The organism is Microbulbifer sp. ABF4_107 (assembly GCF_056312215.1).
Genome location: NZ_CM149983.1, coordinates 2,489,064 through 2,513,053, shown reverse-complemented (window position 1 = coordinate 2,513,053; position 23,990 = coordinate 2,489,064). Strand labels below are relative to the sequence as shown.

General features: G+C 59.2%; 18 protein-coding genes and 1 pseudogene. 17 read left to right on the top strand and 2 right to left on the bottom strand.

Features of this window, described 5'->3' with window-relative positions:
• Nucleotides 1–5 precede the first annotated feature (5 nt).
• The 3 genes from rng (at nucleotide 6) to ACYX4K_RS10380 (ending at nucleotide 6,632) form a co-directional block, all read left to right on the top strand.
• A complete protein-coding gene (rng, locus tag ACYX4K_RS10390; RefSeq protein WP_475092195.1) occupies nucleotides 6–1,493 on the top strand; it encodes a ribonuclease G in 1,488 nt (495 codons plus the stop codon).
• A gap of 69 nt (nucleotides 1,494–1,562) precedes the next feature.
• Nucleotides 1,563–5,663: a YhdP family phospholipid transporter gene (locus ACYX4K_RS10385; RefSeq protein WP_475092196.1), complete on the top strand. Its 4,101-nt coding sequence runs from the start codon at nucleotides 1,563–1,565 to the stop codon at nucleotides 5,661–5,663.
• Nucleotides 5,664–5,801: 138 nt separating this feature from the next.
• Nucleotides 5,802–6,632 carry a hypothetical protein gene (locus ACYX4K_RS10380; RefSeq protein WP_475092197.1) on the top strand — a complete coding sequence of 277 codons (831 nt, stop codon included), beginning with the start codon at nucleotides 5,802–5,804 and terminating at the stop codon, nucleotides 6,630–6,632.
• 214 nt (nucleotides 6,633–6,846) lie between these two features.
• Here ACYX4K_RS10380 and ACYX4K_RS10375 read toward each other — a convergent pair whose 3' ends face one another.
• Complete coding sequence (locus ACYX4K_RS10375; RefSeq protein ID WP_043318700.1) at nucleotides 6,847–7,128, bottom strand: peptidylprolyl isomerase; 282 nt, start codon at nucleotides 7,126–7,128, stop codon at nucleotides 6,847–6,849.
• Between the two features lie 76 nt (nucleotides 7,129–7,204).
• Complete coding sequence (gene ypfJ, locus ACYX4K_RS10370; RefSeq protein ID WP_475092198.1) at nucleotides 7,205–8,113, bottom strand: KPN_02809 family neutral zinc metallopeptidase; 909 nt, start codon at nucleotides 8,111–8,113, stop codon at nucleotides 7,205–7,207.
• A gap of 151 nt (nucleotides 8,114–8,264) precedes the next feature.
• Here ypfJ and ACYX4K_RS10365 point away from each other — a divergent pair, with 151 nt between their 5' ends.
• The 14 genes and pseudogenes from ACYX4K_RS10365 to lipA all read left to right on the top strand — a co-directional run bounded on the left by ACYX4K_RS10365 (nucleotide 8,265) and on the right by lipA (nucleotide 23,745).
• Entirely contained in the window at nucleotides 8,265–8,846 is a 582-nt protein-coding gene (locus tag ACYX4K_RS10365; protein ID WP_475092199.1) for an LON peptidase substrate-binding domain-containing protein, read from the top strand.
• A gap of 88 nt (nucleotides 8,847–8,934) precedes the next feature.
• Nucleotides 8,935–11,628, top strand: a complete 2,694-nt coding sequence (locus tag ACYX4K_RS10360) for a DUF2339 domain-containing protein (RefSeq protein ID WP_475092200.1) — start codon at nucleotides 8,935–8,937, stop codon at nucleotides 11,626–11,628.
• Nucleotides 11,629–11,826: 198 nt separating this feature from the next.
• On the top strand, nucleotides 11,827–13,074 hold the full coding sequence (locus ACYX4K_RS10355) for a glutamate-5-semialdehyde dehydrogenase (protein ID WP_475093934.1): 1,248 nt from the start codon (nucleotides 11,827–11,829) through the stop codon (nucleotides 13,072–13,074).
• A 13-nt stretch (nucleotides 13,075–13,087) separates the two neighbouring features.
• Nucleotides 13,088–13,732, top strand: a complete 645-nt coding sequence (nadD, locus tag ACYX4K_RS10350; protein WP_475092201.1) for a nicotinate-nucleotide adenylyltransferase — start codon at nucleotides 13,088–13,090, stop codon at nucleotides 13,730–13,732.
• A gap of 44 nt (nucleotides 13,733–13,776) precedes the next feature.
• Nucleotides 13,777–14,139, top strand: coding sequence for a ribosome silencing factor (rsfS, locus tag ACYX4K_RS10345; protein ID WP_475092202.1), 363 nt, complete (start codon nucleotides 13,777–13,779; stop codon nucleotides 14,137–14,139).
• Nucleotides 14,140–14,157: 18 nt separating this feature from the next.
• A complete protein-coding gene (gene rlmH / locus ACYX4K_RS10340; RefSeq protein WP_475092203.1) occupies nucleotides 14,158–14,634 on the top strand; it encodes a 23S rRNA (pseudouridine(1915)-N(3))-methyltransferase RlmH in 477 nt (158 codons plus the stop codon).
• Between the two features lie 208 nt (nucleotides 14,635–14,842).
• Nucleotides 14,843–16,765 (top strand): penicillin-binding protein 2, encoded by a 1,923-nt coding sequence (gene mrdA, locus ACYX4K_RS10335; RefSeq protein ID WP_475092204.1) that lies wholly within the window; start codon nucleotides 14,843–14,845, stop codon nucleotides 16,763–16,765.
• The gene (gene rodA / locus ACYX4K_RS10330; protein ID WP_475092205.1) at nucleotides 16,758–17,903 is read left to right on the top strand and encodes a rod shape-determining protein RodA; all 1,146 of its coding nucleotides are present in this window, start codon (nucleotides 16,758–16,760) and stop codon (nucleotides 17,901–17,903) included. The genes mrdA and rodA overlap by 8 nt, the downstream gene beginning before the upstream one ends.
• A 213-nt stretch (nucleotides 17,904–18,116) precedes the next feature.
• Complete coding sequence (gene mltB / locus ACYX4K_RS10325; protein ID WP_475092206.1) at nucleotides 18,117–19,106, top strand: lytic murein transglycosylase B; 990 nt, start codon at nucleotides 18,117–18,119, stop codon at nucleotides 19,104–19,106.
• 92 nt (nucleotides 19,107–19,198) lie between these two features.
• Nucleotides 19,199–20,101, top strand: a complete 903-nt coding sequence (locus ACYX4K_RS10320) for a septal ring lytic transglycosylase RlpA family protein (RefSeq protein WP_475092207.1) — start codon at nucleotides 19,199–19,201, stop codon at nucleotides 20,099–20,101.
• An 80-nt stretch (nucleotides 20,102–20,181) separates the two neighbouring features.
• Nucleotides 20,182–21,331 (top strand): annotated as a pseudogene (locus ACYX4K_RS10315) (D-alanyl-D-alanine carboxypeptidase family protein).
• A gap of 323 nt (nucleotides 21,332–21,654) precedes the next feature.
• The gene (locus tag ACYX4K_RS10310) at nucleotides 21,655–21,936 is read left to right on the top strand and encodes a YbeD family protein (protein ID WP_475092209.1); all 282 of its coding nucleotides are present in this window, start codon (nucleotides 21,655–21,657) and stop codon (nucleotides 21,934–21,936) included.
• Nucleotides 21,936–22,688, top strand: a complete 753-nt coding sequence (gene lipB, locus ACYX4K_RS10305; RefSeq protein WP_475092210.1) for a lipoyl(octanoyl) transferase LipB — start codon at nucleotides 21,936–21,938, stop codon at nucleotides 22,686–22,688. Before ACYX4K_RS10310 ends, lipB begins: the two co-directional genes overlap by 1 nt.
• Nucleotides 22,681–23,745, top strand: coding sequence for a lipoyl synthase (gene lipA / locus ACYX4K_RS10300; RefSeq protein WP_475092211.1), 1,065 nt, complete (start codon nucleotides 22,681–22,683; stop codon nucleotides 23,743–23,745). Before lipB ends, lipA begins: the two co-directional genes overlap by 8 nt.
• The last annotated feature ends 245 nt before the right edge of the window (nucleotides 23,746–23,990 follow it).

Below are 23,990 nucleotides of genomic sequence, written 5' to 3'. Positions count from 1 at the left end.
CGCCAGTGAGCGAAGAATTACTCATCAACGTGGCGCCCATGGAAACCCGGGTGGCGCTGGTAGAAAACGGCGTGCTGCAGGAGGTTTACCTGGAGCGCACCGCCAGCCGCGGTATTGTGGGCAATATCTACAAGGGCAAGGTGGTGCGGGTACTGCCGGGCATGCAGGCGGCGTTTGTGGATATCGGCCTTGAGCGTGCCGGTTTTATTCACGCCTCGGACATTGCTCCTCTCGACGACGAGGGCATGGAGTCCCGTGAAGGGGAGGTGGCGGATATCCGTGCGCTGGTGCGCGAGGGCCAGTCTCTGGTGGTGCAGGTGGTGAAAGACCCCATCTCCAGCAAGGGCGCACGCCTGACCACCCATCTGTCGGTATCCGCACGCTATCTCGTGTATATGCCGCAGACCCGTCATATCGGTATCTCAAACCGCATCGAAGACGAGTCTGAGCGTGAACGCCTGCGCGAGCTGGTGGATCTGGCTTCTGCCAAACTGGCGGATGAAGGCCTGAGCGCTGACGGCGGTTTTATTCTGCGCACCGTCGCCGAAGGTGTGAGCGAAGAAGAATTACTGCGGGATATTCCGTTCCTGTACAAGTTGTGGAACGAGCTGGAGCAGCGGATAAAAACAGAAAAAGAACCGGCGATCATTTACGAAGATCTGCCGCTGTTTATGCGCGCCCTGCGGGATCTGGCGCGCCCGCATACGGAAAAAATCCGTATCGACTCCCGCGAGGCCCACGCCCGCGCCGCCAAGTTCACCAGCAAGTACGCGCCTGAAATTGCCCCGCGTATCGAGCACTATCCCGGTGAGCGCCCGCTGTTTGATCTGTACGGCGTTGAGGAAGAAATCCGCAAGGCGCTGCAAAACAAGGTGACCCTGAAATCCGGCGGCTACCTGATTGTCGAACAGACCGAGGCGATGAGCACCATCGATGTGAACACCGGTGCATTCGTTGGCCATCGCAATCTCGAAGAGACCATTTTCAAAACCAACCTGGAAGCGGCCACCGCCATTGCCCGCCAGCTGAGGCTGCGCAATCTCGGTGGCATCATCATCATCGACTTTATCGATATGCAGGACACCGAGCACCAGCGCCAGGTCCTGCGCACTCTGGAAAAAGCGCTGGAGCGGGATCACGCCAAGAGCAGTATCACCGGGGTGTCCGAACTGGGTCTGGTAGAAATGACCCGCAAGCGCACCCGCGAATCCCTCGGCCAGATGCTGTGCGAACCGTGCTCGGTTTGCGCCGGCCGCGGCACCCTGAAGACTGCGGAAACCGTCTGCTATGAAATTTTCCGCGAGATCATTCGCGAGGCGCGCGCTTACGACAGCGACAAGATCATGGTGCTGGCCAGTCAGGTTGTGATCGACCTGCTGCTGGACGAGGAATCCGCAAATGTGGCGGATTTGGAAGAATTTATCGCGCGCCCGATCCAGTTTCAGGTGGAACCCATCTACAACCAGGAGCAGTACGACATTGTTCTGGTGTAAGTGGTTCTGGTATAGGCGCCCGACTGTGACGGCTTTTTCGCGTGCCACCCCTGAGGGGGAGGCCGACTGATGCTGTGGTTGCGCTGGTTTGCCCGCAAGTTCTGGTTGTTGGTGGTGATCACTGTGATCACTCTGGCAATCCTTGTGCAGACCGGTCGTATGCTCTCGCCACAGGTTGGCAAATACAGCCCACAAATTGGCCTCTGGCTGTCCGAGCGACTGGGCGCGCCGGTGGCGCTCGAGCATATCTCCCTGCAATGGCAGGCTCTGGAAGTGGCGCTGCAGATCGATGGTCTGAAAATTGGTGCCGAGGGCCAGGTAAAACTGGATCGCGGCCTGTTCCATCTGGATCTGCTGGCGAGCATCTGGAACCGCGAGCTGATCTGGAAAAATCTGGAAGCCGATGGCTTTTCAGCAGAGCTGGAACAGCGCCCCGAAGGGGGGTGGCAGGTGCGCGGGTTCCCGCTTGCCAGCAAGCCGGTAGAGGAAAACAGTGGCGGCGGTGTACGGCTTGGTGATCCGGCACGCATCTTTCAGCTTGGGCCCAAGGTACTGGTGCGCGACGCCAGTATTGGCCTGTCTCTCACCGATGGCCAATCGGCAAATCTAAACCTCAAAGAAATCCTATTGGAAAACAGTGGCGGTTTTCATCGCCTGGTGGCTCGTGCTTTTGTTACCGGCGCGATGGAAAGTCTGCACCGGGGTGAAGAAAGTTTGCGCCTGGTGCTGGAGGGGCGTGGTGATCCCCGCCGCAGCAAGGAGTTTTCCCTGCGCGGATACGTGCAGCTCAACGAACTGTTGATCGACGCCGATCTGGTGGGACTGCTTTACCAGCTATCACCATTGCCGGAAAAACTGTATTGGCCCGGGCGCAAACTTGCCGGCGGGCGTTTGTGGCTGAACTCTGATGCCGAGTCGGGATACAGTCTGCGTGGCAATCTGAGCCTTGCCCAGCAGCCCGAACAAAATACCGGGAGCGCGGTGTCGAATCAGGCCGCCGGTGCACTGGAGACCCTGAACGCCACCTCCAGCAATATTTCCGGTCATTGGCGCCCGGGGCAAAACTGGGAGCTGGTACTGCAGGACCTGGGATTGAACTGGCAACAGCTGGAAGTGCCCGCGGTCAATATTCAGGCCAGCGGTGACCAGCAGGGCGGACTGCAGTTGGCGGTCGATCAAATCGAACTGCAGGCCTGGCACCGGGTGCTCAAGGTGCTGGAACTGATTCCTGCCAAGGCCGATGAATGGCTGCAGGCTCTCGAGCCCTCTGGCGAATTGCAAAATGTGCGTTTATCCCGCGTGAATGGCGAAGTGACCGTCACTGCCAATTTACGCGATGTGGCTGCCGGAGCGCACCGCGGCGCGCCAGCGGTGACCGGAGTCAACGGGTTCCTGTCCCTGAACGGACAGGGTGGGCGTGTCGAGCTGGACAGCGAGCTTGGGTTCAGCGCCCATTTCCCGCTGCTGTACGACGAACCATTTTTCTTTTCTGCCGCGCGCGGCACCGTGGCCTGGGATATCGACCGCGAACACGAGACGGTCTCGGTGTATTCCGGGCCTCTGGACCTGGATGCCGCTGGCAAGACAGGAAAAAAATCGGTACCGGCTGGCGGCGCCTTCACGGGCCAGTTTCTGTTACAGATCCCGCTGGTGCCTTTCACCCGCGCTGCGGATTTTACTCTGGCACTGGGATTGCGCGATGTGGCGGTTACCGAGCAGCGCCACCTGGTGCCCACCGTTGTCAGCGACGACCTGCGCAACTGGTTGAACAGCGGTATCGGCACCAGTAACGAGGGGCGTATCCCCGCGGCCGGATTTGTGTATCGCGGATACAGCTACCGCGAAGGAGAGGACGAGGGGCTTCTTGCGCTGGGGCAGCATGCGCAGCGTCAGACGGTGCAGCTTCAGGCAGATATTGCCGATAGTCATTTGCATTACAGCCCCGGTTGGCCGGCGGCCGAGCACGTTGATGGCCACCTGGGGATCAACGATGCCGAGGTTCTCGTAGTCGCACCCAAGGCCCGCCTCTGGGATGTCGACGGCTCCAATGTCTCGGTGCGCATATCCCCTGCGCCGGGCGGCTCCCGCCTGGATGTATTCGCCGAGCTGCAGGGCCCGGCGACCGACGGTCTCAAGCTGCTGCGCGAGTCGCCCCTGCGCGACAGCCTGGGAGATGCCTTCGATCACTGGTCTCTGGACGGTGCCATGCAGGGCACTCTGCAGATTGCACAGCCCATGGGCGGCGCAAAATTTGCTTCAGAGCAGGTGGTGGAACTGGCGCTCTCCGATGCCAGCCTGGACCTGCAACGCCTGAACCTGCAGATCCATCAGCTCAATGGCAACGTGCGCTATCACAGTGAAACAGGTTTGCAGGGGTCTCATTTTCGCGGCCAGTTGTGGGGGCAACCGTTGCGCGCGTCCATCCAGCATCTGGGCAGTGGCGCGGAGAGAGATACGCAGGTGGTGGTCAACGGCAAGGCGGTTACGTCAGGTATCGGCGAGTGGAGTGGACGCCCCGAGTTGCAGTGGCTGGATGGCAAGCTGGATTACCAGGCACTGGTCACTATCCCGGCCAAATCCAAAGACAAGCCCTATCGAGCGATTCTCGAGCTGACTTCCGATCTTGAGCAAGTGGCGGTCAACCTTCCTGCGCCACTGGGTAAACCCGGTGGCGAGAAATCCCGGTTTGTGATGCGTGTACCGGTGGGTGACGAGGGCAACCTCTACCACATCAGTTATGGGGAACATTTGCAGGGCCAGTTGTGGCAGGTGGATGGCAAGCTCGAGCGAGGGGCGATCGCGCTGAATGCACCGGCGAAACTGCCGGACACGCCCGGTATCTCTGTTGTGGGCGACCTTTCTCTGGTGGACCTTGCGCCCTGGAAAAAGGCGTTGGAAATCTACACCACTCAGGCGGTCGAGCCGGACGTGGGCCAGGGTGGGTCACCACTGCCGATCAATCTGGATCTCAGTACCGACCTGCTCAAAGTTTCCGAGTCGGTACGGATCGATAATATCCACGTGCGTGGCCGTGGTCTCGGCGCGGACTGGCTGCTCAATTTCGACAGTGAAATCGCGGCGGGTGAATTGAGTGGCATGCTCAACACCGCCTCGCCATTGCGATTGAAGCTGGAGCACCTTCGTCTACCGGCACTGGCTGCCGCAGAGCCGTCCGCCGATGGTGACGCTGAAGCAACGGAAGTCGATAAGCAGGAACCTGGTGAGCCCGGCTTGCGTCATGACCGCTGGAAAGGGTTCGATTTTGCCAGTCTGCCAAGGGTGGATTTTTCCACCGAAAGCCTGTGGCTGGGTGAAGAGGCGATGGGTCCCTGGTCGTTCCGCCTGCGCCCATCTGAACAGCGCCTTGTGATCAGTGAAATACAGGGGGCCATGCGCGGCATCCGTATCGAGGGGCGTGGTGCGGGAGAAAACAAACTGGGTGCGCAGTTGATGTGGATGCGCGATGCCGATGGCAGTGAATCCTCCCAATTTATTGGTCGCCTGCGGGGGGACAATCTGGGTGATGTGCTGCAGGCCTGGGGGCAGGAGGCCGCGATCGAAAGCCGCGCAGCGGTGTTCGATACCGCGCTGCGCTGGAGTGGATCTCCCGCTATGGTCAATCCCAATGATATGAACGGCGAGATCAGTATCGATATCCGCAACGGCCGCTTCCTTCGTGCCAGCGACAACGCGGGGACTTCGTTGTTGCGCCTGCTGTCCCTGTTCAACTTCGACACCTGGGCACGTCGCCTGCGCCTGGATTTTTCCGACCTGGTGCAGAGCGGACTGACCTTTGACCAGGTGCGCGGGGAGGTCTATTTCGAGGGGGATGGCGAGTTGTTGATCGCGGTGCCCATTCAGGTGGAAGGGCCCACCAGTGAGTTGCAGATGGCGGGGCGGGTCAACTTGCGCCGGGAAGACCTGAACCTGACTCTGGTGGCAACTTTGCCCGTGGGGAATAACCTGGCCTTTGTCGCGGCGCTGGCCGGGGGCCTGCCCGCTGCGGCGGGTGTGTACCTGATCAGTAAGGTGTTCAAAAAGCAGGTGGATAGGGTTGCGAGTGTGAGTTATCGAATCAGCGGTGAATGGACGGATCCTGAGGTGCGCTTCGACCGCTTGTTTGACGACGGCGCGGCCGGGCGAGAGACCCAGCGCGCGGGTGCCAACTGAATGAGCGTTGACTGCACAATCCGAGTTATCTTTCGATATTGATGCAACTTGCAATGTAATACCGGTCAGTGGTGTGGGGCCAGGGCAAGATGAATAATAAAATAAGCTCACTATTGAAGTGGGTCGCCAGTGTCCGAGGTGGTTTCTTTGACTGGTATTTCCGCGAATCGCTATACCCTGTTCAAAATCTTCAAGTACACCGTTTACTGCCTTTTGGCGGTCAACGTATATGCGTTTTTTGTCGAGAATCACGCAGCAGCGGGTACTGTTTTTGCCGACGGGATAAGCCTGGGCAATATCATTGAGGCTTATAACGATTCCATTGACACGCTGGCCTGGGTGTTACTGCTGTTGGTGTTCGAGCTGGAAACCTGGGTGTTGTCCGATGAGAAGCTGAAGGGGCGTATTAAGTGGGTTTTGAATGCGGTTTCCGCGTTTTGTTATGTGGTTATCGTGTACTCGTTTTACGGTTATTTCTCGGAGATGCTGTCGCTGACGCATCTGTTGCCGGTAGCGGGATCTGCCTGTGATCTGGCGGCCAGCGGTGGCTGGTCGATGGTGCTGGAGCAGAATGAATATACGGCACTGTCGGCGGCAAATTGCGGGTCGCTGGCGGATGCGAGCCTGCTTGGTCTGGCCGATGCACAAATCGTGGGTGATGCGGAGATCTGGCGAGAGATTCAGTGGCTGGCGTGGGTGGATGTGATCAATGCCGGTGCCTGGCTGCTGGTGGTGGCGATTCTGGCGTTCGATGTCTGGCTGCAACTGCGTCACCAGCTGACCGATTCCATCATGCGGTATTCCCAGGTGTTCAAGGGGCTGCTGTATTTCACCCTGCTGCTTTGCGCTATTTACTGGGGAGTCAGTGGCGAGCTTCTTGATTTTTGGGATGCGTTCCTGTGGCTGGTGGCCTTCTTCTTTATCGAGATGAACCTGTTCGAGTGGCAGGCTGAGACTAGCGCTGAGTAATTGAAATCAAGGGCTTCAATAGTGGAGCCCTGTAAGCCACTTGAGTGGCGCCAAGGTGCTGGTACGAGTATTTCGAATCGCTGTGAATACATCCCTGTACGCTCCGGCGCCGCCATCCATGGCGACGACGGTTCGAAATACTCGCACCAGCACCTTGTCTTAGCTTCTAGCTGCCAAGTTCTTAACCGGCAGTAAAAAGGCTAATTGGCTGTCCTCAATCAGTACGGCTGGTTACTTCCAGCAGGTGATAACCAAACTGGGTTTTCACAGGACCGTGTACCTTGTTCAACTCATCGTTGAAAACCACCTTGTCGAATTCCGGCACCATCTGACCCTGACCAAACTCACCCAGGTCGCCACCGTTGCGGCCGGAGGGGCACTTGGAATATTGCTGGGCAACCTTTCCGAAATCGGCGCCGTCTTCAATTTGCTTTTTCAGGTCCTGACACTGGGCTTCGCTTTCTACCAGAATGTGGCGGGCTGTTGCTCTTGGCACGGGTGTATTCCTCATTTATTGATGATGGATAAATTCTTGAGCGGCAAGCTTAGTGGTTAAAGCTTCCTGGGGCCAGCTACTGTCCTGATAGCGTCGCAAAGGTATTGCACTTGTTGACGTCACCGGTGCTGAACCCCTGTTGGAACCAGTGGGCCCGCTGTTCGGCGCTGCCGTGGGTAAAGGCGTCGGGGGAGACGGCGCGGCCGGCTCGGCGTTGCAGGTGGTCGTCGCCTACCGCCGCCGCTGCGCGGAGGCCTTCTTCCACATCGCCGGGCTCCAGCATCTGCTTGTCGCGGTTGGCATAGTACGCCCAAACTCCCGCATAACAGTCTGCCTGTAACTCCAGCATTACCGAAAGGCGGTTCGCCGTTACCTTGTCTGCCTGCATGCGCGCTTGCTGTACTTTCGCGGAGAGGCCCTGCAGATTCTGCACATGGTGACCGACCTCGTGCGCAATCACGTAGGCAAATGCGAAGTCACCCGGCGCCCCGAGCTTTTTCAATTCGTTTAAAAAACTCAGGTCCAGATACACCTTCTGGTCGCCGGGGCAGTAGAAGGGGCCTACCGCCGCAGAACTGAGGCCGCAGGCGGAGCGCACCGCGTCGGAATAGAGCACCAGCTTGGGGGCAGAATATTGTGCCCCGGCCTGCTGGAAAACCTGCCCCCACACATCTTCCGTCGAGCCCAACACCACCGAGACAAACTGCGCCACCTCATCGTCAGCCCCGGGTGCGCCGGGCGCTGTCTGTGCGTCGGGGCCAAGGCTCGGGGATTCGGTGTTCGGCATACCGCTGAACAGGTTGCCGCCAAAGTAATACAGCGCTGCCAGTGCCAGCAGAATCAGCCAGCCCTTTTTACTGCGTAACAGAAATGGCGCCAGGGCCAGCAGGTTGCCCAGGCCACCCATGCCTCCTCCGCCACCCGGAGAGCGCTCGCCGCGGCGATCCTCAACATTTGAACTTCTGCGACCTTCACGCCAGCGCATGGGATACCTCTCACTGAATAACCATTCGCATATAAATTTGAGCATAGAACAGTTGGCGCGAGTTTTTGTTTTCAGGTGGGGAGATTATTCTTGTGCCATCGACAGGAGTGGTATCTTTGTCGCCAACCCATTCAGCCGGAGAGCCAAGATCTTGTCCCTTATCCCACTCTTCCCCCTCAATATGGCGCTGTTTCCCGGTGTGACCCTGCCGTTGCGTATTTTTGAGCAGCGTTATCTGCGACTTGTGACCGAATCACTCCGGTCCGATACCGGATTTGGGGTGGCACTGATTCGCAGTGGCAAGGAAGTGGGCGTGGGCCCTGCGGAGGTGTGGCCGCTGGGGTTGTATGTGCGTATTGTCGACTGGAGCCAGGGAGAAGAAGGGTTGCTGCATATCGATGTGGCCGGAGAGTCCCGCTTTCGCGTGCTGGAGACCTTTCCCGAAGAGGACGGTCTGTTGATGGCAGATGTGGAGTGGTTACCGGATGAAGAGTCGCACCCGGTGCCCGATACCTTTGACGGGCTGATGGCGATTTTGAACGAGCTCAAGCAGCATACCGCGACGCTCTCATTGAAGTTTGCCCCGGTGGAAACCGCCGAGGCGCTTTCCTGGCAGTTGGCGCAGCTGCTTCCTCTGGACGATGCCGCCCGTGTCGAGCTGCTGGCCAGTCACGACCCGCTGGAACGGCTGGCAAACATCGCGGCCAACCTGGATCGCTGGGCCAAGGAATAGAAAGTACAGGCCCAGCTGCGCACCACGGAATTGGGCTGGTAAATAATCGATAAGAAATAAATAAACAAAAAGAAAACAGATTTTGCCAATGGATAATTTTATTTTTGTGGGCGTGATGTTGATTCTCGCAATCATCATCGGCTCCTTTCTGGGTATTTTTGCGTTCGCCGAAGTCAGGCAATTGCGCCGCGAAGTCACTCGCCTGCGAGAGAGGCTGGATGAACTGGTGGATGGCATTGCGGATGAGACGGTGCAGCCCGCCGTCACAATGACCCCGCAGCCACAGCCGGCACCGGACGACCTGAAACTCGATATCGAGATCGATGCACCAAAAGCGGTTGAGCCGGCTCCGTCCCCGGCTCCGCAGGCCGGTTGGAAAAAAGAGCGCTGGTCCACCCATTCAAGCTCCGCCGCTCAGTCGCAGGATAAGGGTCCTGTGGGCGACCGGCTCTTCGAGCGTCTGCAGAAAAACTGGATGGTGTGGCTGGGCGGCGCCTGTGTCGCGCTGTCGGGAATTTTCCTCGCCCGGTACGGTATCGAGCAGGGATTACTCGGCCCGAAAGTGCGTGTGATCATGGGGCTGGTGACCGCGCTTGCCCTGTATGTGGCAGCCGAAGTGCTGCGACGCAAAACCGGCAGCACCCATCCTACTTTCGCCGCACTCGCCGGCGGCGGTGCTATTACCGCGTTTGCCGCGGTGCTGTCTGCGGTACATCTTTACAGCCTGGTTGAGCCAGGTGTGGCCTTTGGCGCGCTGGCGCTGGTGGCACTGATCACCATGTGGCTGGCGCGATTGCACGGCCCGGTGCTCGCCGCCATCGGCATGCTCGGCGCTTATGCGGTGCCGATTCTGGTTTCCAGCGGCTCGGGAAATGTGCTGGGTGCGATGGTGTACGCACTGATTATTTCCACCTCGGTACTGCTGCTGTTGCGACACGTTTACCGCAGCTGGTTGTGGCTTGGAATGTTGGCTGGTGCGCTGCTGTGGTGGCTGATCTCCCTGGCCGGGCACCAGGCCGACGGCTGGCGCGGCCTCTACCTGGCGGCACTGGCATATCTGGTGATTGCGGTCATTCCCGGTAACTGGCTGTTGCGGGAACGCATGCCAGCAAACGGATCCGCAGCGGCACTGGTACTGCCGAGCCTGCTGGTGATTGTGGTCGCCCAGTGTCTGTCGATATTCCGTGAAGGTGTTGATCCCTCGACGGCTTCTGCAGTATCCCTGTTGGGGACATGGAGCCCGCTGGCTCTGGTGGCGCTGATCGCCGCGCGCAAAAATCCCACACTGACACCGGTGCCCTGGGTGCTGTTTCTCGGACAGTTGGTGGCCTGGTTTGCCAGCCGGCTGGATCAGTGGGGCGGGGATGCGGTGCGCCTGTTGCCGCTGGCCGCGGAGCAGCAGGGCGCTTTCCTGTTGTACCTGCTGTTAACGGCGGTGCTTTTCAGTGGTATGGCCATCTACAACTATCTCTCAATCAAGCTGGCGGGCGAGGAGAACCGCCGCGGCGCGTCTGGTGCCTGGTGGGCGTCCCTCGCGGTGATGGCACCGCTACTGTCCCTGCTGATCGGATACGCGCTGGCCGGGGGCTATCTGTCCAAGTTCTGGTGGTGCCTGTACGCCGCCATTTTTGGCGCGGTGTTTATGTATCTGGGCAGCCGCGGTGTCGGCCGGCACTGGTCCCGGGGCATGGTGGTGTGGCTGTTTATCGCAGCGCATTTTGCCTACAGTCTGGCGGTGTGTCTGTGGCTGAAGCAGGCGAGTCTGACTCTCGCACTGGCATTGCAGGCCATTTCTCTGGCCTGGGTGATTCGCCGGTTTGAAGTGCCGGCGCTGGGCTGGCTACTGAAGGCGGTACTGGTACTGGTGGTGGTGCGCCTTACCCTGAATCCCTGGCTCCTGACATATGACAGTATCTACAACAACGTCGCCCACTGGTCCCTGTGGACCTACGGTGGTTCCGCCCTGTGCGCCTGGCTGGCTGCTCGTCTGTTGCGGGAACCCCAGCTGAACCTGGCCCGCTGGGCAGAGGCGGCGGCACTGCACTTGCTGGTACTGACCCTGTGGGCGGAATGCCGCTACTGGCTGTACGACGGCAATGCCCTGGCCGGGGAGTACCGATTTGCCGAGGCGGTGATCAATATGTGGCTGTTTACCGCCCTGGGGCTGGTGTACTACCGCAAAAGCCTGATCGCCGGCAGCTTCGCCAACTGGTACGACGGCTACGGCCGGCTGCTGATGGCCGGGGGGCTGGTCAATTACCTGTGGATTCTGCTGGCCACCGCCACCAGCGAGCCCTGGGCCTGGCGCGCCATTAGCGAGCGGCCGCTATTCAATATGCTGCTGCCGGCGTTTGCCGGGCCGGTGCTACTGGCCTTTGTGGTGAGCCGTTTCTATCTACCTGGGGTGCGCCGCTATGCCGCGCTGCTGTCGGCATTTGCGGCGTTTGTATGGGTATCCCTGGAGGTGCGGCACCTGTGGCAAGGCAGTATCCGCCTGGATACTTCCGCGGCCACCGGCGAGCTCTACACCTATTCTGCGGTGTGGCTGGCGCTGGCGGTGGCGGCCATATTGCTCGGCAGTTGGCGCGGTTGGCGCAGCTGTTATCAGGGCGGTATGGCGGTGCTGGCTCTCGTTATCGTCAAGCTGTTCCTGGTGGATATGTCCGGTCTTGAAGGGCTGCTGCGGGTGGCATCGTTTATGGGAATGGGGCTGGCGCTACTGGGGATTGCCTTTCTCCACCAGAAACTGGGGCAGCAGCGGCCGCAAGAATCTGCCCATTAACCGTTTTAGTTGGGCAATTTTCCGGCGCTGTTGCGGTATACTGCGCGGCCGTTTTCCGGCGCTCGTGCCGGGAGATGTGAGAATTGACGCGGGATTGGCGACAATCCCGGCGAGATAGCGTGTTTTGCAAGGAGATCAGCAATGAACAGTGTCAGCGCCACCGAGCGAGAGCAGGAATCTACCGGCTCCACATCTGCCATGGGAACAATGCAGGCCATGGGCCGCGCGGCGCGCGCCGCTGCCCGCCTGATGGCTCGCGCTGACACTGGAATCAAAAATGCTGCCCTCAAGGCCATCGCCGCGGAGCTGGACAGTCAGCGACCACAGCTGGCGGCGGCCAACGCCCAGGATATGCAGAACGGCCGCGACAACGGCCTGGATGCGGCCCTGTTGGACCGCCTGGAACTGAATGATGCGCGTATCGACGCCATGATCGATGGGCTCAACCAGATTGCCGAACTGCCGGACCCGGTGGGTGAAGTCAGCGACCTGAAATACCGCCCCAGTGGTATCCAGGTGGGCAAAATGCGTGTGCCGCTTGGGGTGGTGGGCATCATCTATGAGTCCCGCCCCAACGTGACCATCGATGCGGCCAGCCTGTGCCTGAAGTCCGGTAACGCCACTATTTTGCGCGGCGGCTCCGAGGCACTGCACTCCAACCGTGCCATTGCCGCCTGTATTTCCGCGGGCATGAAACAGGTTGGCCTGCCGGAAACCGCGGTACAGGTAGTGGGCACCACCGATCGCGCTGCGGTGGGCGCGCTGATTACCATGCCGGAATACGTGGACGTGATCGTCCCCCGCGGCGGCAAAGGGCTGATCGAACGCATCAGCAACGACGCACGGGTGCCGGTGATCAAGCATCTCGATGGTATCTGCCATGTGTATCTGGACGACCGCGCGGATACGGAAAAGGCCTTCAACATTGCCCTGAACGCCAAAACCCACCGCTACGGCGTGTGCAACGCCATGGAAACCCTGCTGGTGGCAGAGGCTGTAGCGGCAGAGTTCCTGCCGCGCCTGGCCGCGGCCTATGGTGAAAAAGGCGTTGAGCTGCGCGGGTGCGACAAGACCCGCGCGATCCTGCCCCAGGCACTGCCGGCAACGGAAGAAGACTGGGGTACGGAGTACCTGGCGCCGGTACTGGCGATTCGCGTGGTGGCGGATATGGATGGGGCCATGGAGCACATTGCCCGTTACAGCTCCGGCCACACCGAGGCGATCGTCACCGAAGACTACAGCCGCGCCCGCCGTTTTATGGCGGAAGTGGATTCCAGTTCGGTGATCATCAATGCCTCCACCCGCTTTGCGGACGGCTTTGAATACGGCCTGGGCGCGGAAATCGGTATCAGTACCGACAAGATTCACGCCCGCGGCCCGGTGGGCCTGGAAGGCCTGACCTCGCAGAAATGGATCGTGTTCGGGGACGGACAGATCCGCCAGTGAGCCCGAATTCGTAATGAATCCGACGTCGAAAACCCTGGCGCTGTTTGGCGGCACCTTTGACCCGGTGCACTTCGGCCACCTGCGCATGGCGCTGGAGCTGAAGCAGGGCCTGGGTTTCGATGAAATGCGCCTGCTGCCATCCCACCAGCCGGCGCACCGCGCCGCCCCCGGCGTGACCGCGGAAACGCGGCGGGACATGCTGGCGCTGGCATTGCAGGACTGCCCGGAGCTGGTGCTGGACGCGCGGGAACTGCAGCGCGCAGGCCCCACCTACACGGTGGATACCCTGGAAGAACTGCGCGGTGAGCTGGGAGGCGAAGTCTCCATCAGCTTCTGCATGGGGATGGATTCCCTGCTGGGCCTGCCCGGCTGGCACCGCTGGCCGCGGTTGCTTGAGCTGGCGCATCTGGTGGTTGTCGCCCGCCCTGGATTCGACATCCCTGGCGAAGGGGCGGTGGCTGAACTGGTGGCGGCAAAGCGCGGTGCTCTGGTGGATATCCAACAGCAGCCCGCAGGGCGAATCCTGCTGCAGGAACTGAGCTTGTTGCCAATCTCCGCCACGGACATTCGCACCCAGATCAAAAGTGGCCGCTCACCGCAGTTTCTGCTGCCGGAGCGGGTGCTGGACTACATTCAAACTTATCGGCTCTACCAATAGTTGAGCCTCAAAAGAGCGGAGCCCCGGCTCCCGATACAGGTGTTATGACTGATATCAAATCAATTGCGGTAAACGCACTGGAAGACCTCAAGGGTAAAGACATCGTTTCCATGGACGTCTCTGAACTCAGCGACGTGATGGATACCCTCATCATCTGCACCGGTACTTCTAACCGCCAGGTGAAGTCCCTGGCCAACAATGTGGTTGAGGACGGCAAGGAAGCGGGCATTCGCCCCATCGGTGTGGAAGGCATGGAGCAGGGCGAGTGGGTGCTGGTGGACTACGGTGACGTGGTGATCCATGTGATGCAGGCGGAAACCCGCGGCTTCTACGACCTGGAAAAACTCTGGTCCATGACCCCGAACACCCGCGACGACGCGGACGGTTCCGACCCGCACCAAGACTGATCCGCTGGTCGTTCTTCCGTGAAGATCAGAATCATCGCCGCCGGCGGCAAGATGCCCGGGTGGGTGCAGGAGGGCTACAACGAGTACGCCAAGCGCCTGCCCCGGGAACTGACCCTGGAAATGGTAGAAATCCCCCTTGGCAATCGCGGCCAGAAGAACTCTCCGGCACTGGTGGAGAAAGCCCGCCAGAAAGAAGGGGAGGCCATGCTGGCGGCGATCAATCCGCGGGAGCATGTGGTGGCGCTGGAAGTGAAGGGCAAGGCCTGGAGCACCGAGCAGCTTTCCCGCGAGCTTGCGGACTGGCAGATGGGCGGCGACAACGTCTGCCTGCTGATTGGCGGCCCCGATGGGCTGGCGCCGGAGTGTGTGGCGCGGGCGAATCAAAAGTGGTCCCTGTCTGCGCTCACCATGCCGCATCCGCTGGTGCGGGTGCTGCTGGCGGAGCAGATCTACCGGGCCTGGACACTGCTTGCGGGGCACCCCTATCACAAGTAGATAGTCACCAATCCCATCGGTTGGCCGAGGGATGGTGAACTGCTGCTGGCGGCTGTGGTCTCAACCATGTGGCGCGGAGCTCAACCTTGCACCTGGATCATAGGTTGCGATATTTGCCATCAACTCCGCTGTCATCTCCGCATGGACGGCAAACTTGTGTACACTCCGTGGTCATTTTCGCGCCACTGACTAACCTGTTTTCACCAGCATGCCTGAAAACCTGCACTTTAAAGATCACCACACGGAGCAGCGGCTATTCCGCAACCGTATGCTGGTGGCCATCTTCGGTGTGGTTGCGCTGCTGGGGGTGCTGGTTGCGCGCCTGTACAACCTGCAGGTAGTCAACTTCGAGGACTACCGTACCCAGTCGGACCAGAACCGCATTCAGGTGCGCCCGGTGCCACCGACCCGCGGGCTGATCTATGACCGCAACGGCGAGTTGCTCGCCGACAACCGGCCCAGCTACACCCTGTCTATCGTGCGCGAGCGGGTCAAAGACCTGGACGCGACCCTCGAACTGCTCGGCCAGCTGGTAGAGCTGGACGATGGCGATGTAGAAAAATTCAAGCGCCGCCTGCCGCGCCGCCGTCCCTTCGAACCCGTCCCTTTGCGCTACCGTCTCAGCGAAGAAGAAATCGCCCGTATCAGCGTGAACGAGTTCCACCTGCTCGGGGTTTCCGTGGAGGCGGAGCTGGTGCGCTATTACCCGGAGCAGGAGCTGTTTGCCCATAGCGTCGGTTATGTTGGACGGATCAACGAGCGCGAACTGTCGAGTTTCTCCGAGGAAGACGTGCGCCGTTACCGCGGCACCCAGAGTATCGGCAAGGTGGGGCTGGAGCGCTCCTACGAAGATATGCTGCTGGGCGAAGTGGGCTACGAGAATGTGGAAACCAACGCCCGCGGTCGCGTGCTGCGGGTGCTGGAGCGTCAGGACCCCAAACCCGGCTCGGAGCTGACCCTGTATCTGGATACCCGCCTGCAGCAGGTGGCCACCGAGGCGCTGGGGGACAACCGTGGCGCGGTAGTGGCAATCGATGTGAAAACCGGTGGTGTGCTCGCCTTCGTCAGCCAGCCGTCTTTCGACCCAAACCTGTTTGTCACCGGTATCAGCTTCAAGGATTACAGCGCCCTGCGGGACTCACTGGATGTGCCGCTGTTTAACCGTGTGGTGCAGGGGCAGTATCCGCCCGGCTCTACGCTCAAGCCCATGATGGGGCTGGGGGGGCTGGCTGCCGGTGTGATCACCGCCGAGACACAAGTGGCGGACCCCGGCTTTTTCAAGCTCCCCAATGACTCCCGTATCTATCGCGACTGGAAACGCTGGGGCCACGGCAAGCATGTGGACCTGATTCAGGGCCTCGCGCAGAGTTGTGATGTCTACTTCTGGGACATGGCGCATCGCTGGAGCATCGATGGCATGCACGATATTGCCACCCGTTTCGGCCTCGGGGAAAAAACCGGTATTGATTTGCCGAGGGAATACCCGGGACTCTTCCCGTCGCGCGCCTGGAAACGCGGCGCTCGCGGTGTGCCCTGGTTTCCCGGTGACAGCCTGAACGCAGTGCTGGGGCAGGGGTTTGTGTTGGCAACGCCACTGCAGCTGGCGGTGATGACTGCGACCATTGCCAACCGCGGCACTCATTACCGCCCGCAGGTGGTTATGGCGGTGGATGGCATCGAGCAGCCGCCGGAAATTCTGCACCATGTGGACGCGCGCCCAGAGCATTGGGACCTGGTCTTTGAAGGTATGGAAGCGGTGGTCTACAGCACTCACGGCACCGGCAAGCGCGCCGGTGCCGGCCTCGACTTCAAAGTGGCGGGCAAGTCCGGTACGGCTCAGGTGGTCGGTATTGCGCAGGGTGAAAAATACGATTCCGAAGCGCTGAAAGAGCGCCATCGGGATCACGCCCTGTTTGTGGCCTTCGCGCCGGTGGACGATCCGCAGATAGCGGTGTCGGTGCTGGTGGAAAACGGCGAGGGCGGCGGCAAGGTCGCCGCGCCGGTAGCCCGTGAAGTCTTTTTCGACTGGATGTCTCGGGCCTACGAAGATACCGCCAGTCGTCACTCCTGGCGTCCACCCATGGTCAACGCCTGTATGAACGAGCAAGCGGGAGTGCGTATTAGTGGCTAGCCGCGATTACATGAACCGGCTGCCGGACACCGGCAGCAGCCTGCGCCGCCCGGAGAGTTTTTCCCGCCGCTGGCACATCGATTTGCCGCTGCTACTGTTGCTGATGGCACTGGCTGGTGTCGGCCTGGTGGTGTTGTACAGTGCTGCCGGCGAAGAATTTCACTACGTAAAACGCCAGGCGGTCTTTATGGGCCTGGCGTTTATCGGCATGTTGATTGCCGCACAGATTCCACTGGAGTTTTACCGGCGCTGGTCGCCCTGGTTTTATCTGGCCGGGTGCTGCCTGTTGGTGGCGGTGCTGTTTGTGGGTGTCGGTGCCAAGGGTGCCCAGCGCTGGCTGCAGATTGGTGGCTTTCGCTTCCAGCCCTCCGAGGCTCTGAAGTTGGCCGTACCCATCGCGGTGGCGGCCTATCTGCACAAGCGGGCCCTGCCGCCGTCCTTTCTGACGGTCGTGGCCACGCTCGTTATTATCGGTATTCCCGCTGTGCTGATCGTACGTCAGCCAGACCTGGGTACCTCCATTCTGATCGCCGCCTCCGGCATCTTTGCCCTGTATCTGTCCGGCCTCAGCTGGAAGATGATTGGCAGCGCCATTGTCATGGGGCTGATGGCCGCCTGGCCCATGTGGATGTGGGGGCTGCGGGATTACCAGAAACAGCGGATTCTCACCCTGTTCAACCCGGACGCGGATCGTCTTGGCGCCGGCTGGAACATCTTCCAGTCCAAGGCGGCGATCGGTTCCGGGGGCTGGTCCGGCAAGGGGTACATGCAGGGCACCCAGTCGCAACTGGATTTTCTGCCGGAAAGCCACACAGATTTCATCATCGCGGTACTGGCGGAAGAGTGGGGAATGCGCGGCGCACTGATCCTGTTGACTCTGTATCTGTTGATCATCGCCCGGGGCATCTATATTAGTTTTATGGCCCAACATGTATTCGGAAGGTTGTTGGCGGGCAGTATCACGCTGACCTTTTTCGTCTACGTGTTTGTGAATATCGGTATGGTGACCGGCTTACTGCCAGTGGTGGGGGTTCCTCTGCCCCTGGTCAGCCACGGTGGTACCTCGGTAATTACCCTGATGGCGGGGTTTGGTATTCTGATGGCCGTCAGCACGGAAAGGCGCAGAGTACTTTTCTGACAACTTTGACCTGAAACTGGTCGCGTATGCAATAACGTGAGCCGGTTCAGGCTGCCTTCACTTTTTCGGGTGTATCGTGCCACTTTTTGGCGCGGTTGCAGTCACAATAGCCATTCGCAGTATTCCCGGTGCGGGGACGCGAGGGCGACTGAACAAATACATCGATCAGTGAAAAGTAGTTGGAAGTACTTTATGAAGACAGGAGCGGTTGTTTTGAAGTGGACCACGGGATTGTTGGCTGGCTTGGGGCTGGTGCTTGGCGCCTGTGCCCAGGAGCAGGGGCACGATGAAAATGCCCAGGCCAAGACTTTTGTGGATTACATGGTGGCGGAGCACAACTTCAGCCGCGATGAGCTTCAGGGCCTGATGCGGGAAGCCAAGCGCAAGGACTCCATTCTCAAGGCGATCAAGCGCCCGGCAGAAAAAGCCAAGCCCTGGTACGAGTACCGCAAGATTTTCATTACCGATACCCGTATCCGCGGTGGCGTGGACTTCTGGGATAAAAATGCCGAGGCCCTGAAAGCCGCGGAAGAAAAGTATGGGGTCCCACCGGAGCTGATTGTTGCGATTATCGGCGTAGAAACCCGTTACGGCGGCAACATGGGCAGTTACCGGGTGATTGATGCATTGTCGACCCTGGCATTCAATTATCCGCGCCGTTCCAAGTTCTTCACCAAGGAGCTGGAAAATTATCTGCTGCTGACCCGAGACGAAAAAATTGACCCTACCAGCCTTAAAGGTTCCTACGCCGGTGCCATGGGCTTCGGCCAGTTTATGCCGTCCAGCTACCGCCACTACGCGGTGGATTTTAACGGCGATGGGCGTGTGGATATCTGGGAAGATACCGAAGATGCCATTGGCAGTGTGGCGAACTACTTTGTGGAGCACGGCTGGAAGACCGGTGAACCGGTCACCGTGATCACTCAACCGTTGCCCAACGCGGATATGACCATCGTCAACGATGATCTCAAGCCCAATTGGACCGTGGGTGAAGTGGAGGCCAAAGGCTTCCCCACCACTGCACAGGTCACCAAGGACATGCCGGCGAATGTGTTTTCACTGAAAACCGAAGATGGCGAACAGTTCTGGATCGGGCTGAATAATTTTTACACTATCACCCGCTATAACCACAGCCGCCTGTATGCCATGGCGGTGTACGAACTGGGCCAGGAGATTATCAAGGCGCGGGGCGGCCGGTCCTGAACCGGCCCTGCAGTTCGGCAAATTTAATACATAACGAAATAGAGCGATAAAACGCAGTTGCGGGCGCAGTTTGTCCTGCACAGGGGGAAGTCATGATAAAACCACTACCCGGGTTGTCTGCCCGGTTTGGCGCCGCCTGTGCGCTCGTATTTCTGTCGGCCTGTAGCAACGTACCTCTCCGGGATACTGGCAGCGCCAAAGTCGAGCCGGATGAGGTCCCGTTCGATCAGGTGCGCGACAGTGGTCCGGCGGTACCGGTAGACATGCTGGCGACCCCCGAAGTGACTCCGGTACGTGAGCCCATCGGTGTTGCCGGCAATAAATCCCCCTATGTGGTGAATGGGGTGAGGTATCGTGTGCGCGAGGACGTAAAAGGTTACCGCGAGCGCGGCCACGCCTCCTGGTACGGTACCAAATTCCACGGCCGCAAGACCGCCAATGGCGAGGTGTACAACATGTACGCCATGTCCGCCGCCCATAAAACCCTGCCGCTACCCAGTTACGCCAAGGTCACCAATCTGGATAACGGCCGCAGCATCATCGTACGCGTCAACGACCGCGGCCCGTTTGTACCGGGCCGTATCATCGACCTCAGTTATACCGCTGCGCAGAAGCTCGGTTATATCAACAAAGGTGTGGCTCGGGTCGAAGTCGAAGCCCTGGATCCTGCGAGTTTGCCAAGTGCGATTGAAACCCTGGCGGTGGAAAAAGATGCCGCTGCGCGCAAGGGTTTACCGCAAGACGCCAGCTTCAAACTGCCCGATAACACCTACCTGCAGGTGGGTGCCTACAGCTCCTCCAGTCAGGCAGAAGAGATTCGAGCGCAGCTTGCCGCTGCATTCGGCTATCCTGTAACCGTCAGCCCGGTAAACCGGGGCGGGAAAATGCTCTATCGGGTCAGAATCGGGCCCATCGAGCAGCAACGCGCACTGGCTGCATTGAGGGAATCTGTCGAAGAGAAAAACTTCGGCCAGCCTCAGGTTGTAGTGGATTAACCGTTACACTCGCCCCGTTTTTTGCCCGGCCGGAGCCGGGCGTATGACACACATCGATTGCAAGGAATAAAGAGAGACCCATGTTCAAACGCTTATTTGCCTGTCTGCTCCTGATTGTCAGCGCCAGCGTGGCCCAGGCCGATAAACCCCTGATCCCCGCGCCCCCGCAACTGGCGGCGACCGCCTACATCCTGATCGATGCCCACACCGGCCAGGTACTGGTAGAGCACGACGCCGACAAACAGATTCCCCCGGCCAGTCTTACCAAGATGATGACCAGCTACATCGTCTCCGAAGAGCTGGAAAAGGGCACTATCAAAGAGCAGGACTCGGTCAACATCTCCGAGAAAGCCTGGCGCAAGGGCGGCTCGAAAATGTTCGTGAAAGTGGGTGACAAAGTACCGGTCATCGACCTGCTGCGTGGCGTTATCGTCCAGTCCGGAAACGATGCCAGTATTGCGCTGGCCGAATACGTCTCCGGCAGCGAAGAAGTCTTCGCCGAAGTCATGAATCAGCAGGCCCAATTGCTCGGTATGAATGACACCCACTTCGTGAACGCCACCGGCTGGCCTGCTGACGGGCACCTCACCACCGCCCGCGATCTTAGCAAGCTGGCACGCGCACTGATCCAGGATCATCCCAGCCACTACGCTCTGTACTCTGAAAAATATTTCCGCTTCAACGGTATCAACCAGCCCAACCGCAACCGCCTGTTGTGGCGTGACCCCGCGGTCAGATGGCATCAAAACCGGTCACACCGAAGAGGCCGGCTTCTGTCTCGTCGCCTCCGCTGTCAAACGCGGTATGCGCCTTGTTTCCGTGGTTGTTGGCACCGACAGTGACGAAAAGCGCGCAGCGGAAACCCAGAAGCTTCTCGCTTATGGCTTCCGCTACTTCCAGACCCACAAAGTCTACGGTAATAACGACGTGCTGCAGACCGAGCGAGTATGGGGCGGTAAAACCGACACTGTAGGCGTCGCGGTATCCCGCGATGTGTTCGTCACCATCCCCCGTGGCGGTGAAGAAAACATCAAGGCCGACCTTATCATCGACGGCGAACTCAAAGCGCCTCTCGCCAAAGGTCAGCAGGTGGGTAAAGTCGTGGTCAATTTGGATGGTGAAACCGTTGCCGACGTAGCGGCCGTGGTTGCTGAGGATGTGGAAGAGGCGGGCTTCTTCAAGCGTCTTTGGGATTCCATCAAGCGCTTTGTGATGGGTTTCTTTCAGTAAACCTAAAGCTCGATATATTGCATTGTCAGATGCGAAGGCACTGATAGCGGGTAAACCCTTCTGAGACCGTCTGTGGCCTGGATGGCCACAGCCGAGCCCCCAGGGATGGGTTGAGGGGGGGCGCCTAGCTCGTGTCTCAGAAGGGTTTACCCATTAGCAGTGCCGCCACTTGACCTAGTCCTTCCTGGAAAAGCAGTTACTTCTGCAATCTTTCCTCCCTGTCCAGTGCCCCGTCGGCACTGTATAATCGCCGCCCGGCCGCAACTCTCGCCGGACAAGTGACCGGCAATCCCACTTCTGACCTGCGGCCCAGTGAGAGTGGTATGACCCAGGATTCAGAGCAGCAGCCTCCCAAAATCGAGTTTCCCTGTGAAGACTACATGGTCAAAGTCGTGCGCGACTCCGATGACCAGGTAAAGGACTTCGTACTCGAAGTAATGCGTCGCCACGCCCCCGAGCTGGACGAAAGCAAGCTGACGCACAAGCCCAGTCGCAATGGCAAATTTACCTCCGTGACCTTCTACATCGTCGCCACCGGCGAAGATCAGCTGAAGGCACTGACCGACGAACTCACCGCCCACCCGGGCGTATACATGGTGATTTGATGGCCGCTCCAGAACCGGCTGTCGCCAACCCGGTCATTTGTAACCTTGGCCGCCGCGATTACGAAACCGTATGGCGCGCCATGGCCCACTACACCGACAACCGCGGCAACGACGCCGTGGACCAGATCTGGTGCGTCGAACACCCCCCGGTCTTCACCCAGGGCCAGGCCGGCAAAGCCGAACACCTGCTGAATACCGGCGATATACCTGTAGTGCAGGTAGACCGGGGTGGACAGGTTACCTACCACGGTCCAGGCCAGCTTGTGGTGTATCCGCTGCTGGACCTGCGCCGCAGCAAAATTGGCGTGCGCGATCTGGTCACCGCCCTTGAAGAGGCCACCGTCGCCATGCTCGCCGAATTCGGCATTGCCGCCGCACCGCGCCCCGATGCGCCCGGGGTGTATTTGACCGAAGGCCCGCGTGCCGGCAACAAAATCGCCTCCATCGGGTTGCGGGTACGCCGGGGATGCAGCTTCCACGGAATTGCCATCAACATCGATATGGATCTGGGGCCCTTCCTGCGCATCAACCCCTGTGGTTATGCCGGCATGCAAATGGTACAGATGGCAGAGATCATCCAGCCCACCCCGCAGTGGGCAGCCGTAGCAAAAAGCTTTGTGGCGGCACTACAGCGCAAGCTGCAACTGCCGGAAGCCGAATGGCAACCGGTGGACGAGCAACTATTTGACGAGAAGCTATTTGAGGTAGCCGCAAACACGCAGGCTGCCGAATCAGGAACCAACAATGTCTGAACGATTCGACGCTGACCAGTCTGAAATCAAAGCGACTACGGTCAATCCCGGTGAGAGTAACAGGGTTGATAACAAGCCCGAGATCACTCCGGTAAAGCGCACCCGCCGCCTGCAGCAGGGCGAAAAACTCCGCGATGGTGACAAGGTAGAGCGTATCCCGGTCAAGGTGATTGCCAGTGATCAGACCCTGCGCAAGCCGGACTGGATCCGCGTGAAAGTACCTTCGGTAAAAGCGTCGAAGGAAGTGGATCGCATCAAGAGCATCCTGCGGTCACAGAAACTCGCTACCGTGTGTGAAGAAGCCAGCTGCCCCAACCTGGGTGAGTGTTTCAGTGGCGGTACCGCCACCTTCATGATCATGGGTGAAATCTGTACCCGCCGTTGCCCCTTCTGCGATGTGGGCCACGGCAAACCGAATCCGCTAGACCCCAACGAGCCGCAGCACCTGGCCGAAGCCATTGCCGCCATGAGCCTGCGCTACGTCGTGATTACCTCCGTTGACCGCGATGACCTGCGTGACGGTGGTGCCGAGCACTTTGCCGAATGCATCAAGCGTTCCCGTGAGCTATCTCCAAACCTACAAGTGGAGATCCTGACCCCGGACTTCCGCGGCCGTATGGATATCGCCCTGGACATCCTGGAAGCGGACGCCCCCGATGTATTCAACCACAACCTCGAAACCGTGCCGCGCCTGTATCGCGAGTCTCGCCCGGGTGCCAACTACAAGTGGTCCCTGAAATTGCTGCAGGAATATAAAAAGCGTCGCCCGGACGTGCTGACCAAGTCCGGCCTGATGGTTGGCCTCGGCGAAGCCAAGGAAGAGATTTTCGAAGTGATGGACGATATGCGGGCACATGACATCGACATGCTCACCATTGGTCAGTATCTGCAGCCGAGTAAAGAGCACCTTCCGGTACAGCGTTACGTGCACCCGGATGAATTTGAAGAATACCGCGTGTATGCCGAGAAAATTGGCTTTAAACACGCGGCCTGCGGGCCGATGGTACGCTCGTCTTACCATGCAGATAAGCAGGCGCACGGTGAAGTCGTCAGCTGATTATGTGCGCTGCCTGAAAAATCCCGGCCCGGTGCCGGGATTTTTTTTGCCCATTTTTTACTGTGACATCTCCCTCGTTTTACTTCCGCTACAGTTCACGCTGTCGTTTCAGAAAAATTAATTATTTCTCAACTGTAGAAAAATGGCCTGAAAGTCATCTTTTTATGGGGTTCTTTTTCTTTTTCCACACGTTGCATCAGAGCGTCTCGAATGAGCACGCACTAAGAAAATATTATTGAAAATAC

Coding starts and splice junctions, on each gene's coding strand:
- ACYX4K_RS10385 (WP_475092196.1), top strand. CDS start 1,563: ATGCTGTGGTTGCGCTGGTTTGCCCGCAAGTTCTGGTTGTTGGTGGTG.
- ypfJ (WP_475092198.1), bottom strand. CDS start 8,113: ATGCGCTGGCGTGAAGGTCGCAGAAGTTCAAATGTTGAGGATCGCCGC.
- ACYX4K_RS10360 (WP_475092200.1), top strand. CDS start 8,935: ATGGATAATTTTATTTTTGTGGGCGTGATGTTGATTCTCGCAATCATC.
- ACYX4K_RS10355 (WP_475093934.1), top strand. CDS start 11,827: ATGGGAACAATGCAGGCCATGGGCCGCGCGGCGCGCGCCGCTGCCCGC.
- nadD (WP_475092201.1), top strand. CDS start 13,088: ATGAATCCGACGTCGAAAACCCTGGCGCTGTTTGGCGGCACCTTTGAC.
- rsfS (WP_475092202.1), top strand. CDS start 13,777: ATGACTGATATCAAATCAATTGCGGTAAACGCACTGGAAGACCTCAAG.
- mrdA (WP_475092204.1), top strand. CDS start 14,843: ATGCCTGAAAACCTGCACTTTAAAGATCACCACACGGAGCAGCGGCTA.
- ACYX4K_RS10320 (WP_475092207.1), top strand. CDS start 19,199: ATGATAAAACCACTACCCGGGTTGTCTGCCCGGTTTGGCGCCGCCTGT.
- ACYX4K_RS10310 (WP_475092209.1), top strand. CDS start 21,655: ATGACCCAGGATTCAGAGCAGCAGCCTCCCAAAATCGAGTTTCCCTGT.
- lipB (WP_475092210.1), top strand. CDS start 21,936: ATGGCCGCTCCAGAACCGGCTGTCGCCAACCCGGTCATTTGTAACCTT.
- lipA (WP_475092211.1), top strand. CDS start 22,681: ATGTCTGAACGATTCGACGCTGACCAGTCTGAAATCAAAGCGACTACG.